Origin of the sequence: Ruminiclostridium herbifermentans, assembly GCF_005473905.2 — a bacterium.
GTDB classification, from domain to species: Bacteria; Bacillota; Clostridia; order Acetivibrionales; family DSM-1351; genus Ruminiclostridium; species Ruminiclostridium herbifermentans.
Genome location: NZ_CP061336.1, coordinates 4,183,290 through 4,199,874, shown reverse-complemented (window position 1 = coordinate 4,199,874; position 16,585 = coordinate 4,183,290). Strand labels below are relative to the sequence as shown.

Here is a 16,585-nt window from a genome sequence, read left to right as displayed (position 1 = left end):
AAATAATTTTCGTACATAATAATTCTATTGGTGCGGTAGACTTATCAATGGTTTGTTACCAAAATAATTGTAATAATTAGTATTTGATAGAACTAATAAGGGGTTAAATTAATTTTATTTAGATAGAAAAGGAGTGTAGGATTATGAAGGTTATTGCTATTAATGGAAGTCCGCGTAAAAACGGAAATACCAGCTACGCGCTGAAGGTTATGACAGATGAGTTGGAGCAGCAGGGAATTGAGGTTGAAACTATTCAAGTAGGACATCTTGATATTCATGGCTGCATAGGCTGTGGGTACTGCCACACTTCAGAAGAGAATCAATGCGTTTTCAAAGACGACATTGTTAACGAGACTGCGAAGAAAATGCGTGAAGCTGATGGATTTATATTGTCTTCTCCAACCTATTATGCAGGAATAGCGGGAACTATGAAAGCATTTCTGGACAGAGTGTTTTTTACAAGTTCGAGTTATTTTAAATACAAGGTAGCAACATCTATTTCAGTAGTAAGACGTGCAGGTGGTGTAGATGCAGTACATCAGCTAAATAACTATCTCAATTTAGCACAAACAGTCATTCCACCTTCTCAATACTGGACAATAGCATATGGAAGGGAAGAAGGAGAGGTTCTTCAGGATGAGGAAGGAATTCAAACTCTTCGCAAAAATGCTAGGGCTATGGCGTGGCTGCTTAAGACAATAGAACTAGGCAAGGATAAAATTCCTTACCCAGTAGAAGAAAAACGTGCCATGACTAATTTTATAAGATAATAAGTTGATTTTGTAAGCAGTTGAGTTTGTATAACTGGTAGTATAAGGGAATATAAGTCGATCGCTATATGCTGAATAAGATGAAAATGTTCTAACTATATAGATATTGTTTTCAGGCTTATAGCGATAATGACTTTATAATTAATTAATATTAAATTGTTTTTGTGGCTAACTGGAAATGACCTAATAAAACTAAAAATTAACTGTTAATGGTTATCTAAAAATTGCCAGTAGATATAAATATTAAATGAATAAAAATAGCATTACAGAATAATTAATGTAGTCATGCATAATGATGGCTATATTTATAAAAATGAATGAAGATTGCATCACAAACCATTTTATTCAGTTAGGCATAATGGTGAATATAATTATTAAATGAATATAAACTGCATTACAAGTTAATTAATGCAGTCGCGCATAATGATGTCTATATTTATAAAATGAATGAAGATTGCATTACAAGCTATTTTTTCAGTTAGGCATAATGGTGGATATAATTATTGAATGAATATAAACTGCATTACAAGTTAATTAATGCAGTCGTGCATAATGATGGCTATATTTATAAAATGAATGAAGATTGCATTACAAGCTATTTTATTCAGTTAGGCATAATGGTGAATATAATTATTAAATGAATATAAACTGCATTACAAGTTAATTAATGCAGTCGCTCATAATGATGGCTATATATATAAAAATGAATAAAGATTGTATTACAAGCTATTTTTTCAGTTAGGCATAATGGTGGATATAATTATTGAATGAATATAAACTGCATTACAAGTTAATTAATGCAGTCGCGCATAATGATGGCTATATTTATAAAATGAATGAAGATTGCATTACAAGCTATTTTATTCAGTTAGGCATAATGGTGAATATAATTATTAAATGAATGAAGATTGCATTACAAGCTATTTTATTCAGTTAGGCATAATGGTGAATATAATTATTAAATGAATATAAACTGCATTACAAGTTAATTAATGCAGTCGCTCATAATGATGGCTATTTATATAAAATGAATAAAGATTGTATTACAAGCTATTTTATTCAGTTAGGCATAATGGTGGATATAATTATTAAATGAATATAAACTGCATTACAAGTTAATTAATGCAGTCGCGCATAATGATGGCTATATTTATAAAAATGAATGAAGATTGCATTACAAGCTATTTTATTCAGTTAGGCATAATGGTGAATATAATTATTAAATGAATATAAACTGCATTACAAGTTAATTAATGCAGTCGCGCATAATGATGGCTATATTTATAAAATGAATGAAGATTGCATTACAAGCTATTTTTTCAGTTAGGCATAATGGTGGATATGGTTAATAAATATAAATGCTTAAATAACTATATGATGGATAAGGATTTATAGATAATAAAAATAATACAGGGGGAACAAGTCCATGCAGGTGAAAATACTAGATAAATTAACCTGATAATATACATGGATTAATTATAATGAAGCAATTATCTCAAAAAACACTATCAAAGAATAAAATATATACAATTGAAATAACAGGACTCACTCATGAAGGCCAAGGAGTAGGCAAGCTTGACGGGTTTGTTGTGTTTGTGAATGGCACTCTTATCGGTGAAATAGTTGATATAAAAATTATAAAGCAGACAAAGAGTTATGCAGTGGGGAGTGTTGTAAGGATTCAAAAGTCTTCTGATAAGAGGATTGAGCCTTTTTGTCCAGCTTTTGACAAGTGCGGTGGATGCTCAATTCAGCATATGTCCTATGATGCACAGCTAGAATTCAAGACAGATAATGTTCGTCAGAATCTTAGGAGAATTGGCGGACTTGATAATGTACAAGTAAACAATACTATTGGAATGGAACACCCCTTTCAATATAGAAATAAGGTTCAGTATCCTGTTGGAACCTGTGGTTCTGACGTAGTAGTAGGATTTTACGAAAAGGGTTCTCATAATATTGTTGAAAGTAAGGAGTGCAATATTCAGCCACCAGAAAGTAATGAAATCAGAGATATTGTTCGTGATTTCTTCAAAACAAATGGAATTACTATTTATAATGAAAAGACGGGCAAGGGTTTTTTACGCCATGTTATGGTCAGAAAGGGCTTTAAAACTAATGAACTAATGGTTGTACTGGTGGTAAACGGCAAGAAAGTGCCTAAAGCAGACCAATTGGTGAAGCTTTTGTGTGATAGATATGAAAACATTAAGAGTATTATGGTTAATGTAAATACTAGAAACACAAATATCATTTTGGGTGATAAGAATACCTGTATTTACGGACAGGGTTATATTTCAGACTATATTGGAAAATACAAGTTTAATATTTCACCTCTGTCCTTCTTTCAAGTCAATCCTGTTCAAACAGAGGTTCTGTACAATAAGGCATTAGAATATGCAGGACTTACAGGCAATGAAACTGTCTTTGATCTTTATTGCGGTATTGGTACCATTTCGCTATTCCTTTCTGAGAAAGCGAAAAAAGTCATTGGGGTAGAAGTTGTACCCGATGCAATTGCCGATGCTAAAAGAAATGCCCAATTAAACGGCATAGAGAATGTTGAATTCTTGGTGGGTGAGGCAGAAACTGTAATCCCCAAGCTGTATGAAGAGGGTGCTAGGGCTGATGTGGTTGTGGTTGACCCACCAAGAAAGGGTTGTGAAGAGAGTCTGCTGAAGACACTTGTTGACATGCAACCCCAGCGCATCGTATACGTAAGCTGTAACCCATCCACGCTGGCACGAGACGTGAAGTTTTTGCATGAGAATGGATTTGAAGTAAAGCACGTGCAGCCAGTGGACATGTTCCCGTGGAGTGGGCACGTTGAGTCAGTCGTGCTGATAGAACGGAAGTAGCTTGATATCAAAGGTTCGGGGCTATATGCCCCTTTTTTGTTGTGTGTTTTATGTTTCCGTGGACACACTTTTTTGATGATTTTTGGCGTAGGGGGGTCGTATAAATACGCAAATAGGAAAGGGATTTTGCGTATTTGTTTATTGAAAACAGTGAAAACGACTCTTCGCCCTCACTACACAAGTACCCATACTTTGATACAAAGTATGGGTACTTGTGTTTATGTCTGAAAACGTGGAGAGTGCTTACTACAAGGGAATTCGGGGGGGTGGATATTCTTGACTATCAATTAATGTGAGAAAAATCGTAAGCGTCAAAAATCTTCCACCTTGCCAAACGAAAATTAAAGCATTTTTAAGAAAACAAGATATTTCACTTTTAAAAATTTCATAAAAAATTTGACCTTTTTAACAAATGCTAATTTAACGTAATCATTGAAAATGGTCTTAAATGGCTCTTGACTCATAAATATAGCCAACAAAATGATTGTTTTGTGTAATTTGGCTATATAGATTAAAATCCCCATCCAATTTTGTTGGATAGGGATAGGTCTATTTTTTATTTAATTTACAGCCTTCGGGTATATGCTCTGACCATGGTAGTAGCCTATCAATCTCGTCAAGGCTGTTGGTATCAATATTTGGTAAGGCTTCAAGTAAGTATTTTAGATATTCGAAGGGCTTAAGGTTATTCTCCTTGGCGGTCTCAATTATACTGAAAATTACTGCACTTGCAGTAGCTCCGTTCTGTGTATTGCAAAATAAGAAGTTTTTACGTAACACTGCAAAACTTTTCATACTCCGTTCGCTGTTGTTATTGTCTATATATAATCTGCCATCTTTAAGATACCCAGCTAGGTTATCCATATGATTAATACAGTAGTTAATGGCCTGTCCAATAGTGCTTTTAGGGGTTACTCTTGGACGCTGGTATTTGAGCCACTCGTAGAACTTATCTAGTATAGGCTTACTTTTCTCAAGTCGCTTTTCATATCTTTCTTCTGGACTTACATTATGCAATACTTTTTCAATTTTATAGAGTTCCTCAAAAAATTTTAGACCTTCCTTGGCTACGCAATTTTTATCAGCGGCTTCTTTTGGCAATGACTTTAAAGCCTCATCAAACTTACGACGGGCATGAGCATTACAAAATATATTAATAACTCCATCAAGTCCATCATATGATTGATATGCATCAGTACAAAGGTACCCTTTAAAGTCACCTAAAAATCTTTTAGCATGCTTCCTTGCTCTGGTGGTCTGATACTCAAGCAATGCCATTGGTGGACCGTCTCTACCAGTGCGGTATAACCACATATATGAAGTGGTCTCAGCTGCTCGTCCAGGCTCATTAAGTACCTGAACAGTTGTTTCGTCAGCACAAATTATATCGTACTCTAATAGCTTTTGCCTCATACGGTCATATACTATTGTGAGCCATCTGTTTGATGCTGAAATCAGCCAATTCGCCATAGTCTGCCTTGAAATATCCACATCAAGCTGCTTCCAACTCTGCTCTTGACGATTTAACGGGATACCATACATATATTTTTGAACCATAGTATATGCAATAGTATCTGCTGATGCAATGCTACCTGGGAGAGCTCTTTTTGGCATAGATGCAGTAACTACATTTGTTTTAATGCCTGTTTTTTCACAGTTACGGCAGCTGTAAACATACCTTACATGCTCAACAACTGATACCTGTGGAGGGATTATCTTTAATTCTTTTGTTATCTCTTTACTCATTTCGTGCAGAGCTTCACCACAGGTATTACATACTCGTTCATCTTCAGACAGCTTGTATTCAATAGTCTCACAAGGAAGTTCCTTTAGCATTTCCTCTTTATGCCCCTTTTGCTTCTTTTTACGAGTATATGAAATATCTTCGATAGTTGGCTCTGGAGGCTGAGGTTTAACATCGCTTAATGCTTCAGCTTCATTAAAAAGCGTCATTTGTTCTGAACGAGCAGTCTTTTCACTGGAGCTCCCATAAAGCCTATGCTGGTTAAGACGAAAATGCTCTTCAAACCAGTTAAGCTTAGTAGTTAATTCTGCGTTCTTATTTTCAAGATTTGTATTCTTGTTTTCGAGATTTGCATTTTGATTTTCAAGGTTTGTATTCTTATTTTCAAGGGCTACAATTTTCTCTTGTAAAGCCTGTATTTGTTGTATTTCAGTTAATTTATTATTTGTATTTTCCATAGCATTATTATATCAAATTTTAATGCTTTGCTCAATAAAAATGTAACAAAAAAACTACTTGAAAACCTCTAAATTACTGCCTTTGCAGATACTATTTTATGTGCACTTTTTTGCTCTATTGATAATCCGTCTAAAAGCCAGTTTAATTGTCTAGAATTAATGGACAGTGTTGTCCCGTTGTTTGTGTTAGGCCATTGAAATTTACCTCTCTCTAGTCTGCGATAGTATAGCCAGAATCCATTATGCTCCCACCTAAGAATTTTAAGCTTGTCACGATTTCTATTGCAGAACACAAATAGACAAGACGAGAAGGGGTCAAGTGAAAAGCATAATTGAACCATTGCTGCTAAACCATCTATTGATTTGCGCATATCTGTACTACCACAGGCTAGGAAAATGTTATTACCGGGGATTGTGTTCAACATATTGACCTTAATGTATCAACAACTTGAACTAAGAGACTTGAATTAAAACCATCTTGCACTTCTATTGTAGCGCATCCAATTTTAATGTTCAATGTACTTGGTGAATTCACTCCAAATTCCTGTGGCGTTTGTGATTTTAGTGCAACCCATTCTTGAATAGTCTCCTGATTTAGCAACCCATTATGTTTTAATTTTCTGACCCAACTGCTAAGCTGTTTTGCATCTAAATCATTTTTTCTACTAAATTCAGCCTGTGTTAATTTGCTATTATTAAATTCGTTTACAATAGAGATCCACTTACTTCTTCGTGTATCCTGTTTTGTATTCATAAGTTCAATCTACCTCCATAAAATTCTATGAGTAGATTATCTCATGAAGTTATAGGTATTTAAATGTGGGTGGGATTTGACGGTTACTTTGATACAAAGTATGGGTACTTGTGTTTATGTCTGAAAACGTGGAGAGTGCTTACTACAAGGGAATTCGGGGGGGTGGATATTCTTGACTATCAATTAATGTGAGAAAAATCTGTGTAAAAAAGTATATTTATTTTCAATGGGGCATACAGAAACTGGGTTCAGTGCCTGTGCAAGGGTGTGTATTTTATGTTAACTCGGTGTGCCGTTTGGCGTAAAAGAAAAAGAGTGCTGAGTCAGTTGGTTTAATAGAACGTAAGCACATAGAGCAATAGTATTAGTGGATTTGATGATATTAAAGTGTGTTTATGGACGGAACTTATAAATTTCCAGTTCGTGAAGCAAATTAGCTTAACATGGTTTTAAGTGCATATCACCTTTGACATTTAAACTTAATGCCTGGATTTTCTTATAAAAACAATAATTTAACATGGTTTATAAAAAAATATATAAATACAAAATTATACAAAAATATATGGAGGAAAATGGAATGATTTATCGAATATACATTAATGACAGAAATATTAGGAGTCGTTGAATATATAATAAAATCTAAGGATTAATAGAGATTTGATATATAAGAATAGCTTACCGTAGGTAATAGTATGGGCATAAATAGTGAGGTTGAAGAACTGAGAAAAGTGTATAAGAAACATTGCTAAAAAACACCTTAAGCCGGCTATGATTCAAATAATGAACAATCATATAAGTAAGTATGAATATTGGGATGCTGTAGCTTTTATTAAAGACTAATCTTTATTATCAGATTTTCAATTACAGGAAGAGATATATTGGGAGATTAAAGAATACGTTAATGTTAATATAGATGATAAACTTAACAATTATAAAGGCCTTGCAAATATAAATTTTAAATTGCTGTTAACTATGATTTACTTATAAAAGAATATATAAATAATCCCAAATTTATTCCACAAGTCGCCTAACAGATAACAAATATATAAAACTATATAATAAATATTTAATTTAGGAATGTAGACTTCTAACATTTAGATTAATATGGGGTGAACAACATGAGTGAGTTTAAAATAAGAAAACGAGAAACTGCCAATTTTAATACACCGCAGGAAATGTATGATGATTATAAAAATAGAAAGATAGAGGGTATTCATGATTATCAATCAAAAATGATAGATTTATATTTGGGAGTTTACCAAACTGAAAAAGATATAGCAATTGAGCTCCCAACAGGAACAGGGAAAACATTGGTAGGATTGCTAATTGGGGAGTTTAGAAGACGAAAATTCAAGGAAAAAGTAGTCTATCTTTGCCCCACAAAGCAATTAGTTAACCAGACTGTTGAATATTCAAAAAAAGTTTATGGGATAAAGGCAGTTGGATTTACAGGTAGCGCAAAGAATTACAATCCTAATGATAAGTTAATGTATCAAACTGCTCAAAGCATTGCTATTACAAATTATAGTAGCTTATTTAATACAAACTCATTTTTTGGCGATGCAGACATACTAATTTTTGATGATGCTCATTCAGGAGAGAGTTACATATCTTCAAATTGGACTGTTTTAGTAAACCGTTTTGAAAATGAAGATTTATATTATTGTCTTGCAGAAAGTATCCAGCCCTTAATTGAAGACTCAACATATTCTAGATTGTTGGCAAGTGATGCAACACTAGACGATATGACATGGTTTGACAAAATTCCAAATATTAAATTAGTCAATAATCATTCTCTTATTAAAAAACCAATTGATGAGTATTTAAAAGCAAATGATAAAAATAAGTTGAAGTATCCTTGGTTTAATATTAAGAATAATTTACATGCATGTAATGTTTTTTTAAGTTGGAAAGAGATTGTCATTAGAACTTATATACCACCGACTATGAGCTATGCACCATTTATCAATGCAAAACAGCGTATTTACATGTCTGCTACGCTTGGAAAAAGTGGGGAGTTAGAAAGGGCGTTTGGAGTACCAAGTATTAAGAAATTACCAATGGTAAAAGATTGGGAAAACAAAACTATTGGTAGAAAATTCTTCATGTTTCCTTTTGCTTCATTTAAGGAAGAACAAACTGGGGAGATTATTAAAAAAGTAACTGAACTAACTCCTAGGGTATTAATGATTGTAAATGATAATGATACCCAGGAGGATATGAAAAGTTTCCTTGAAGAGAATACAAATGTAGAAGTTTTTACTGGAAAAGATATTGAAGAGTCAAAGGAAGCGTTTATAAAGAGTAACAATGGTTTTACAATTCTAGCAAATCGTTTTGATGGTATTGATTTTCCTAACGAAGAGTGTAGGATGTTAATTTTATTTGATCTACCTAATGCAACTCATATACAGGAAAAATTTTTGATATCAAGAATGGCTGCTATGACACTATTTGAAGAAAGAATTAAGACTAGGATTGTGCAAGCCCTTGGAAGATGTACAAGAAGTCATACGGATTATGCAGCGGTTTGCATTTTTGGTGATGATTTAATGAATTCATTACTTTCACCCAATAAGCTAGTTCAATTTAATGCAGAATTACAAGCTGAACTCGTTTTTGGACAAGAGAATTCAACAGAAAAAAGTAGTATTGATGAATATTTGAAGTTACTAAACATCTTCTTAAACGATAGGGATAAATGGGAAGATGCAGAGGAATATATTTTAGAAATTAGAGATGAAAAAATTGAAGCAAGTGTTGATATAAATAATACATCGTATGCTTCATTAATGAGCTCATCGAAAAATGAAGTTTTAGCACAGTATTCAATTTGGAAAGAAGATTATCATGAAGCTTTAAAGCATATAGACACTATCATTTATAAATTGAACGATGAGGCATTAAAAGGTTATAGAGGATTTTGGTCATATATTGGAGGATTCTGCGCTTATTCTATATATAAAAATGGCGATAGTACATATGAATCAGTATATAAAGATTATTTAAATAAAGCTGCTAATACAACAATTTCTGTGAATTGGTTTAACAAGATAAAAACGGAAGAAGACTCAAAAAAAGAATCTACAAATGGGATGGAGTATGTTATTGAGAACATAGAAAAAATGTTACTTGTATCAAAGAAAAAAGGAATGAACAAATTTTTCGAGGAACTAGATAGTGTGCTTAAATTACTTGAGAGTGAAGATGGGGAAGAGTTTGAAAGAGGACATGAATTATTAGGAAAATGGTTAGGGTATAGTACATTTAATCCTAAAGGCGATGCGGAGCCTGATCCTATATGGATTATTCATGCAAAGTTATGTATAGTATCTGAAGATAAGATTTATGAGAAAGATGACAAGGCCATTCCGGTCAAACATGTTAAACAAGCAATGGGGCATCTTAATTGGGTAAATGAAAATGTTAAAAAGCTTTCTCTCTTAACTAATCCAAAAGTTATTACCGTATTTGTTTCAAATAGTACAAAAATTGAGCCATCTGCTTCGATACATGGCAAGGATATATATTATATTTCGAGAGATCAGTTGTTAAAATGGGCACAGGATAGTTTTAATGTACTTAAAGAGATTAGACGTAGTTTTGATTCAGTGGGAGATGTATTATGGAGAGAAAAAGCAATAAAAGCTTTTGCAAATAAAAAAATTACTCCACGTGACTTTGTACATTTAATTACATCGAAAAAATTATCGGATATTTAGTTTTTCAGGATAGTAGTGATTTATATTAGTATAATTGTTTGGATGATATTTGTATAGAATACCAAATTTCATTTGACTATACTTTATTAAAATTGAGAGGAAAGAATTACATGTACATTAATACCGCAATTATTGAAAAACTTGAATACAATGGAACGCTAAAAAGCGTTGAACTTAAAACTTCACAGAAAATTGGAGACTTAGTAGTAGCTTTTGCTGATGAGTATGAAGAGCCACGTAGCGGACCATTCCATTTTAGAAATGTAAAATATGAAAGAGAATATAATAAAAAAATGGAGGAAGCAAAATCAAGAAGGCTTGGTGCAGGCTTTTTTAGAAAAGACGGAGATGAATATGTCTTTAGAACACAGTGGCAAGGCATACCTACTAAGAGACAAGAACTATCATATTATGCATTAATGTTGCCTGAATATGCTATACCGACGTTAATTAGTATATCTGATCCCTTATCAAATGATATTCAATATAGACGTTCTATTAAAAGAGATGATTCGAATAATTGCTTTATTGTCTACATAGAATGTACATCTAAAATAGGTGTGTTTAATTTTAATCTTGAATGTGAATTTACTATTGATCAAAAAAGGTTTTACAATTACGAATATTATGATGAAAAGACCGAAAAGCATTACGGATACTTTGATTTGCCCGAAAGTTACAATAAATCTATTATTATTAAGGATTTATCTTCAACTAACAAGAGAATTGGTAATTATAAAACTACAGATTTAATGGGGGAAGAACTAGTGAACAGTAAAATTGAGTATATTTCTTCAAATGAGCTTAATGACATAAAGGATAGTGTGAAAATTGTTATCATGACTGCCACAGACATTGAAAAAGAAGTAGTATTTAATTATTTGAAACCACTTCCAGAGTGTCAATCATTGAAAGTTAATACCAGTAAGCAAACATATACAATAGGTACTTTTGGAGAATACCCTATTGTTCACGTTCAGACAAATATGGGATCAACCTCACCAGATGGAGCAATACTAACAACAAAAGACGTGTTGGACTATTGGAAACCAAAAGTTCTAATTATGCCAGGAATTGCTTTTGGTAAAGATAGTAACAAACAAAAGATAGGTGATGTTTTGATATCTGAATATATTATACAATATGATAGTTCGAAAATAATAAAAGGTCATGAAATCCCTAGGGGTGCAATTGTAAGGAGTGGACTAACACTTTTTGATCGCTTTAGAAATTGTGTAGGGTGGGAGTATAAATTAGAGGATGGATCAAAAGCCGAAAAGCGTACAGGCAAAATGCTTTCGGGATCAAAACTAGTTGATGATAAAGTATTCAAGAAACATTTGCTTAAACTTTTTCCTGAAGCAATAGGTGGTGAGATGGAAGGGTCAGGTATATATGCCGCATCTTTTCACGAGAGCTTCGATCAATGGATTCTTGTAAAAGGTATTTGTGATTGGGCTGAGAATAAAGAATCAGAAGATAAAGATAGGAATCAGAGAATTGCAGCTGAAGCAGCAGTTTCTCTATGCCTTAGTGTAATGTCAAATCCATATGCTTTTGAGTATTTAGAAGTGAAGCAAACTAAAGATATGACCTTAAAAAAAGTAAAAAAAGCAAACAATAAATCTTCCCATAATAAGAATACAACCATTATTAATGGTCCAATTTACGGACCTATAAATACTGGAAGTGGGGACTTGTATAATAAATAGAATTTATAATTTGCTTATTGTTACGAGTGGGGTGAGTTTTTATGACGGAAAAAAAAGAAGACATAATTAATAAAACAGAGTTTAATGGTACAGTTAATGGCCCGATTAATACTAGTAGCGCACCGCAAATTAATAATTTTTATAATTATGAGTTAAAGAGTTTTGATATGGATTGGGCAAAAAAAAACATAGACACAGCTCTTGTGGAAGCAGGTTCAAGGTATGCTCCCCAATATGAAGGTGTTGAGGATCTTAATATCAAAGTGCCTATTGCAGAGTTATTTGATGGCATAGGGCTAACTCGCAAATTTTGGGATGAGTTTAAGAAAATCTATGGAGATCTAAGAAGAGAGTACTATAATAATATAGGTAAAATTAATAGCTTTTTTAATAATACATATAGTGATTCAAATAAAGCATTAGAAAATATAGCGTCTGATTTGGGCTTTGAGAAGGAATTTTTCTTTGATTATTTTAATGAAAAGATTAGTTTTAGAGATAGCATAAAAAGCCTAAGGACATATAATATAGATTCGTTTTATAAAAAGGAAGCAGAATTATGTGGCATATGGATTAAACTGAATTTAAGTAATTATATAAAGAGAATACTTGATTTCCTTAATTATATAATATATAAAGACTTAAGAGAAAATACACTTAAAAAAGTTTCTGATTTAATTTCTGATATTGATTATACAATGGGATGTTTATTAGAGGTATATAGTTCAGACTTGAAACAAATTGATTATGAAATAAGACAGTTAAGAAAGAAATTAAGTACAGTGGATAACTTTATAGTATCGCCAAAAGTAAGATTAGCACTTAGACCCTATATGGTGTTGGTAGGGGATGCATTAGTTGGTAAAACACATTTGCTATGTGATATTGCTAAGGAAAGATTACATGACAATCTGCCAACAGTTATAATATTGGGACAGCATCTTATTGGAAATGAACCGCCTTGGAATCAAATAATTAAAGAACTAGGTTTAAATTGTAGCCAAGAGGAATTTATTAAAGAACTAGACTCTTGGGCTGGAAGATCATCATCAAGATTAATAATCATGATCGATGCATTAAATGAAGGAAATGGAAAAGCGATTTGGTATGAAAAGTTAGCAGGATTTTTAGAGAATCTGAAAGAATATCCTAATATAGGTTTAGTTGTAAGCGTTAGAACATCTGAACTTAATGACACTATTCGTCATGATATAATTGAAAATTATTTTATCCAGATTACACACCCAGGATTTCTAGGTGTCGAATATCAAGCACTTTTAACTTATTGTAAAGCATTTGGTCTCTCTATGCCTAAGATACCTGTAATTAGCCCTTCTTTTTTGAATCCCGGGTTTTTATATATTCTTTGTAAAGGTCTAAAAAATAAGAAGCAAAGAAATATACCAATGGGGTCAAAAGGTTTAATTTTTGTTTTTGAAAATTTTATTGATTCGGTACATGAAAGAATCCATGTGAGAAATTATTTAAATTATGATAAGTATACTAATTTAGTCAATAGTTCTCTAAACGCTATTGCGAAAAAAATGATTGAAAATGATACTACTTGGATTAAATATGAAGAAGCAAAAACAATTGTTAATGCTTTTTTGCCTGGACGTGATCACGAAAAAAGTTTGTTTAATGCTTTAATATCTGAAGGGTTAATAAATCGAGATAGATATATGGTAGATGATAAAGAAATATATGGAATTAGATTTTCATACCAAAAATTTGAAAATTATTTATTCTCAAGATACTTGCTTGATACTCATTTGGACAAACAAAATCTACAAAAATCATTCTCTCAAGAAGAAAAGTTAGGATCTATTTTAACAAATAGAAAATATTGGTCAAATAATTTATTAATTATTGAAGCATTATTCATAATGATTCCTGAAAAAGTAAATGTAGAAGTCTTTGACTTGCTACCTGAATTAAGTGAGTATGAAATAATGTGTGAAAAATTTATTGATAGTTTGCTGTGGCGTAATGCAAATACAATAAGCAAAAATACGTTAAAATATATTAATGAAAACATTGTACATCAAGATAGATTAATGAAAAGATTTCTTAACGTTTTGCTCACACTAGCATCTGATATTGATCATCCTTATAACGCAGACTTTCTGCATAATAATTTAATAAAACGTAGTCTTGCAGAGAGAGATGCATTTTGGACAACATTTATTCATTATGAGTATGGAAAAAAGGATTCAATAGACCGTTTAATTGATTGGGCTTGGACACTTGAAGATAAGGGTAATATTGATGATAAGGCTATGGAATTATGTGCAACAGCGATATCGTGGTTCTTATCCTCAAGTAATAGATTCTTACGAGATAGAGCGACGAAAGCATTGGTAGCTCTTTTATCTTATAGAATAAACGTAATTAGTGAGTTGATTTATAAGTTTTTGAATGTAAATGATCCCTATATTTTGGAAAGATTACTTGCCGTTGCATATGGCTGTGTACTTAGGAGTACTGACAATAAAAATATAAAGATACTTGCATTAAATATTTATGAATGGATATTTAAAAATGGAAAACCTCCAATTAATATCTTTCTAAGAGATTACGCAAGAGGAGTAATTGAATTTGCTGTTTATAAGGGCTTACAGTTAAATATTGATTTTGAAAAAATTGTTCCACCATATAATAGTAAATGGGTATCGCATATTCCTTCTAAAAAAGAGCTTCAAGAATATGAAAACTGGGATGATACATTGTCTGAAGAAAAAAAGCAAATTAGATATCTATATCACTCAATCATGGGTCAATCAGACTTCGCAAGATATGTTATAGGAACTAATTCGGGTACTTTTGATTGGACTTCTAGAAGACTTAATAGGAGAAAAATAGCAACTACAGAAGAAAGATATGAAAAGTATATAAACTCACTAACTAAAAAACAAAAAGATGCATGGGATGTATATATTAAATCGAGAAATGTATGGGATGTATATAAATCAAGAATTATAATTAATATATATTCTGGTAATGAAGAATCAAAGCAGCTTAGTGCAGAGGAAGTAGATACAACTCAAATTGATAGAATGAAAAAGGATGCTGAAAAGGCCTTTTTAGATACTATTAAGGAAAATAAAACTCAAATATTTTTTAAACATATATTACCTTATCTGAATAATCCCAAGGGTACTGAATCTAATAAGGATAGATTTGATATATCTTTAGTTCAAAGGTACATTTTTAAAAGGGTTCTAGAATTAGGTTGGAAGGCAGAATTATTTGGAGATTTTGATAACAGAGTTAGTAGGTATTCTTCTAGGGGAAGAGAGGCCAATAAACCAGAACGGATAGGGAAAAAGTACCAATGGATTGCGTATCACGAAATTTTAGCACTTATAGCAGATAATTTTGAATTTTTAGGGGATAAATGGAATGATAAAGTAGAGAAATATGAAGGAACGTGGCAACTCAATTATGTTAGAGATATAGATCCATCTTGTGTTTTATTGAAAACTAATGAATCTACCGCTAATAAGGATACTTGGTGGCTTCAATATCAATACAATAGTTGGAATTTAGAGATAAATAATTTAGAGTGGTTAAAAAAGTCTTCGGATTTACCGACGCTCGATACCTTTTTTGATGTTGAAGATCCTAATGATTTATCTAGGTGGTTGGTTCTTGAAGGCTTTTATAAATGGATAGAGGATATTCCATCAGATGAGGATACATATGAAAATTCGCGTCGAGAGCTATGGTATATGCTAAAAAGTTATATTGTAAAGAAAGAGGATGCTGATAAAGTATATAATTGGGCAATGCAACAAAACTTTGCGGGGCGTTGGATGCCAGAATCTCATGAACAGTCAGGAATATTTTTAGGTGAATATTTTTGGTCACAAGCGTTTCAATACCATAATGTGCCTTATTATATGAATGAAGGATGGACAAGGGGGAAGGGTGATAAGATACCTGCAGAGGTACTGGTAACAACGGATAAGTACCTTAAAGAAAGTAACACTTTTGACTGCTCAGTTGATGAGGGGATAAGGATAACGCTTCCGTGTAATTGGATTGTTGAGAACATGAATCTAGTATGGACAGGCAAAGAAGGCTGCTATTCTGATAAAAAGGGTAATTTGGTAGTAACTGACCCTTCTATTTATACTAAAGGACCGGGTGTATTGCTTATAAAAAAAGATTTGTTTTTAAACTTTTTAGAGAGAAATGGTTATGAAGTTATTTGGACTGTACTCGGTGAAAAAAATATGATAGGAGGTCAACGAGATGAGAGGGAAGGGAGTTTGGAAATAAGTGGAGTATACAGAATATTAGATGATAAGGTTACTGGTAAAACAACTACACTATTTTCAAAGTAATCAAAAATACAACTGCTCAAAATTGAGCAAGAATACTAATAAATTGAAGCAAAACAGACATAAAAAATTATTTTTAAAATAATAAGCAAAAAGCCACAGCCCCTTACACACCAGAGGTTCTGGCTTTTTTGCACCCATAAACTCTTTCAACCTTTACGCAAAAAATAAAAACTGTGTAGCCCTTGTCAAACAAGGGCTATAATGCCTTTTTAGGAATT

General features: G+C 32.3%; 8 protein-coding genes. 5 read left to right on the top strand and 3 right to left on the bottom strand.

All coding sequences use genetic code 11. The features are described from left to right. The first annotated feature begins 143 nt into the window (after positions 1-143). Both EHE19_RS17170 and rlmD read left to right on the top strand, forming a co-directional pair. A complete protein-coding gene (locus tag EHE19_RS17170) occupies positions 144-770 on the top strand; it encodes a flavodoxin family protein (protein ID WP_137697327.1) in 627 nt (208 codons plus the stop codon). Between the two features lie 1,481 nt (positions 771-2,251). Next, positions 2,252-3,628 carry a 23S rRNA (uracil(1939)-C(5))-methyltransferase RlmD gene (gene rlmD, locus EHE19_RS17165; protein ID WP_137699293.1) on the top strand — a complete coding sequence of 459 codons (1,377 nt, stop codon included), beginning with the start codon at positions 2,252-2,254 and terminating at the stop codon, positions 3,626-3,628. A gap of 549 nt (positions 3,629-4,177) precedes the next feature. On the opposite strand, the gene tnpC is transcribed toward rlmD, so the two are convergent. From tnpC to tnpA, 3 genes are all read right to left on the bottom strand, one after another. Beyond that, positions 4,178-5,830 carry an IS66 family transposase gene (tnpC, locus tag EHE19_RS17160; RefSeq protein WP_244648271.1) on the bottom strand — a complete coding sequence of 551 codons (1,653 nt, stop codon included), beginning with the start codon at positions 5,828-5,830 and terminating at the stop codon, positions 4,178-4,180. Positions 5,831-5,898: 68 nt separating this feature from the next. Beyond that, complete coding sequence (gene tnpB, locus EHE19_RS17155; protein ID WP_137699174.1) at positions 5,899-6,255, bottom strand: IS66 family insertion sequence element accessory protein TnpB; 357 nt, start codon at positions 6,253-6,255, stop codon at positions 5,899-5,901. Next, positions 6,249-6,584: an IS66 family insertion sequence element accessory protein TnpA gene (gene tnpA, locus EHE19_RS17150; RefSeq protein ID WP_137699173.1), complete on the bottom strand. Its 336-nt coding sequence runs from the start codon at positions 6,582-6,584 to the stop codon at positions 6,249-6,251. Before tnpA ends, tnpB begins: the two co-directional genes overlap by 7 nt. A 1,118-nt stretch (positions 6,585-7,702) precedes the next feature. On the opposite strand from tnpA, the gene EHE19_RS17145 reads away from it, so the two are divergent. The 3 genes from EHE19_RS17145 (at position 7,703) to avs2 (ending at position 16,367) form a co-directional block, all read left to right on the top strand. Further along, positions 7,703-10,306 (top strand): DEAD/DEAH box helicase family protein, encoded by a 2,604-nt coding sequence (locus EHE19_RS17145; protein WP_137699172.1) that lies wholly within the window; start codon positions 7,703-7,705, stop codon positions 10,304-10,306. A gap of 110 nt (positions 10,307-10,416) precedes the next feature. Beyond that, positions 10,417-12,018, top strand: a complete 1,602-nt coding sequence (locus EHE19_RS17140) for a 5'-methylthioadenosine/S-adenosylhomocysteine nucleosidase family protein (protein ID WP_137699171.1) — start codon at positions 10,417-10,419, stop codon at positions 12,016-12,018. Positions 12,019-12,059: 41 nt separating this feature from the next. Then, a complete protein-coding gene (gene avs2 / locus EHE19_RS17135; RefSeq protein ID WP_137699170.1) occupies positions 12,060-16,367 on the top strand; it encodes an AVAST type 2 anti-phage system protein Avs2 in 4,308 nt (1,435 codons plus the stop codon). Positions 16,368-16,585: the final 218 nt, after the last annotated feature.